Below are 2,442 nucleotides of genomic sequence, written 5' to 3' on the forward strand. Positions count from 1 at the left end.
TTTTCTGATCGCGCTGGATCTTACAGATCCTGAGGCTTGATCATGAAATCATATTTTCTTGGGTGCAGACCTGTGAGGGTTCATATTCACACTCGCTTATAGTACACCACGCAACCTCTCGCCCTTTTTTCAAAGGGAGAACCGAGCCCTTCAGCGAGCTCAGCAAAGCTAAATCCCCCTTGTGGGGAGAGAGGGATTTAAATAAACAACAAAACACCATTTATAAAAAACATTAAACTATGAACAAAACCATTGGCGAAGCCATTGACTACTTGATACAGCAAAACGGGCAGTATAGAAAAGACATCGCGGAAGTGCTTAAAATAAGCGGGAGCACTTTAACCGACATCATTCGTAATGAAAAGGAATTGAGTTTCTTGATGGGGATGCGTTTGTTGGAACATTTTGAACTGTCTGTTGATGAGTTTTTGAGTCTGCTGAGTAAAGAAGAGATAGATAGAAAAGCGCTGTCTAGTATTAAGTTTTTTGAAAAGAAAAAACGAAAGGAGGAGAGGTTGGAAGAAACTAATGTGCTATAGAGGTAAGGCGCCATATTGTCCCCATTGAGGGGGTTGGGGGTGGAATCCTCCCCCTTAATCCCCCTCCAAAGTGGGACAACGTGATGCCTAGCTTGCAAGATGCATGAAAAATTGTTGCCGCTTGACAGCGGTTTTTTAACCATTTATTTAATCAAAATATTGCCAATAATTATTATAAATCTAACCAAATGTAAATTTTATGATCAAAACAAGTGACCTGGTCCAGTATTTCTGGACTCATTCTAACCTCATCACCAGCAAAGAGGGTGTTGAAGCTGCGCTTCATGGCGACAAACTTATTGAGTTGAGTGTTACGCTCCGCAACCATGAGGAAAATGAGGTACGGCTTCAACTGAGATGTGCTTTTAATTCGCCATTAAGGTTTATTGAAGCCTTTAACCTGCAGTATCCTGAAGATATTAAAAAGATCAGTATGGAAAACCTGATGCTGCTTTACAAAAACGGAAAGGCGGAACTCAGCGTAACTGAATGCTAGATCACCTTTTAAATCAACAACCTATAAAAAAACTAACTTATTAAATTTATGTCTCTTTTTACCAATAAGGAACTGATGCGTATCGTTCCTATGCCTAAAACGGCATTTCAAAGATTAATCGATTATTTAAGAGCTATTAAACCCCTGCATCCGGATCTGGAACCTTATCTGGCTGCGGTAATGATTTCAAGAATTTGCCTTGCAACTCATGATATTCACCTGCAGGACGATGTGATCGATAAAGCTTATTTCATTGTAAGTGGTTTTATGATGGCTTATTATCTGGATGAGGCTGGAAATGAGCATGTATTGAAAATTTACCGTGCGGGCGAAATTGTGGCTGGGAATAGTTTTATGAATGCATGGCCTTCCAGGTATTATTTGAAGATCTACAGAGATACACTGGTTATGGAAGTTACGCATGCGCAAATGCAAACTGGTTATCAGACCATTCCGGATATGGAGGAACTTGCCCGCTTAACTCTTGCCAGTTTTGAGAACAAGGAAGTACTGCGTGATGAAATGATCCGTAAAGGCGGAGAGGAGAGTGTGCTTCATTTTTACACGGCAAATTCTGAGTTATTACCTCCTGGTAAAATCATTAAGGACCATCACATTGCCAGTTACCTGCATATGTCTGTGGATAATTTGCAGCATATCCGTACTTTTTTGATCAAAAAAGATCTGTTGCCGAATAAAAAGTGACGAAATTCCGTAAAATAACGGAGTTGATGTTGTTTTAGTTACTGATCTTTAGGTATATCAAAATTAAAGCACTCTATTATGAATATTACGCATCTCGGTTACCCATTTATATTTCGAATTAAAGTAAACACTGCTGCCGTTCTTGGCTTGGTTAGCCCTGGCTTTGGTGTTGTCGGTTAATACCTGCGGGTGCCAGTGTTTCTGGTATCCGCTTGTTTCTTCCTGAATATTCTCTGCGGTACGTAACGTGGGTTGAATATATAATCATCCATTTTTTTACATTAAAATTCATTAACATGAAAAAATCGTTTAAAGCGGCTTTAATGGTCGTGCTGTGTGCTGGCGGATTGACCGCAGCTTTTGCTTTCTCTAAAGCATCGTCTGTTCACAAGGCGGGTTTAATTGCTTATACGTACAATTTGGGTACGTCTACTGGTGCAAGGAATGCGTCTAACTGGACGCAGGCTACGGGTTCTACACCGAGTTGTGGTGCTGCTGGTTCGGTGCCTTGCAAGGTTGTTTTTGATTCTTCGGTGTATCCTACGTTGCAGGATTACATCAATGACCAAGGGTTTACGAGTGATGCGGAAGTGGCTTATGGACCTGGTGTGGTGAGTAAGCAATAACCTTTTTTGAAAAATATGTTTTCTGATCGCGCTGAGCCTTACAGGCTCAGCGCGATCAGAAAACATATTTTTCTTG

General features: G+C 40.7%; 4 protein-coding genes. All 4 read left to right on the forward strand.

Annotated elements, in window-relative coordinates; translation table 11 throughout:
• Positions 1-239: 239 nt before the first annotated feature.
• The 4 genes from VNZ46_RS22760 to VNZ46_RS22775 all read left to right on the forward strand — a co-directional run bounded on the left by VNZ46_RS22760 (position 240) and on the right by VNZ46_RS22775 (position 2,366).
• Positions 240-539 (forward strand): helix-turn-helix transcriptional regulator, encoded by a 300-nt coding sequence (locus VNZ46_RS22760; protein WP_325562903.1) that lies wholly within the window; start codon positions 240-242, stop codon positions 537-539.
• Between the two features lie 199 nt (positions 540-738).
• Positions 739-1,035, forward strand: a complete 297-nt coding sequence (locus VNZ46_RS22765) for a hypothetical protein (RefSeq protein WP_325562905.1) — start codon at positions 739-741, stop codon at positions 1,033-1,035.
• Positions 1,036-1,083: 48 nt separating this feature from the next.
• Positions 1,084-1,740: a Crp/Fnr family transcriptional regulator gene (locus tag VNZ46_RS22770; protein ID WP_325562907.1), complete on the forward strand. Its 657-nt coding sequence runs from the start codon at positions 1,084-1,086 to the stop codon at positions 1,738-1,740.
• Between the two features lie 296 nt (positions 1,741-2,036).
• Positions 2,037-2,366 (forward strand): hypothetical protein, encoded by a 330-nt coding sequence (locus tag VNZ46_RS22775; RefSeq protein ID WP_325562909.1) that lies wholly within the window; start codon positions 2,037-2,039, stop codon positions 2,364-2,366.
• Positions 2,367-2,442: the final 76 nt, after the last annotated feature.

The organism is Pedobacter sp. (genome assembly GCF_035566355.1).
GTDB lineage: Bacteria > Bacteroidota > Bacteroidia > Sphingobacteriales > Sphingobacteriaceae > Pedobacter.

Coding starts and splice junctions, on each gene's coding strand:
- VNZ46_RS22760 (WP_325562903.1), top strand. CDS start 240: ATGAACAAAACCATTGGCGAAGCCATTGACTACTTGATACAGCAAAAC.
- VNZ46_RS22765 (WP_325562905.1), top strand. CDS start 739: ATGATCAAAACAAGTGACCTGGTCCAGTATTTCTGGACTCATTCTAAC.
- VNZ46_RS22770 (WP_325562907.1), top strand. CDS start 1,084: ATGTCTCTTTTTACCAATAAGGAACTGATGCGTATCGTTCCTATGCCT.
- VNZ46_RS22775 (WP_325562909.1), top strand. CDS start 2,037: ATGAAAAAATCGTTTAAAGCGGCTTTAATGGTCGTGCTGTGTGCTGGC.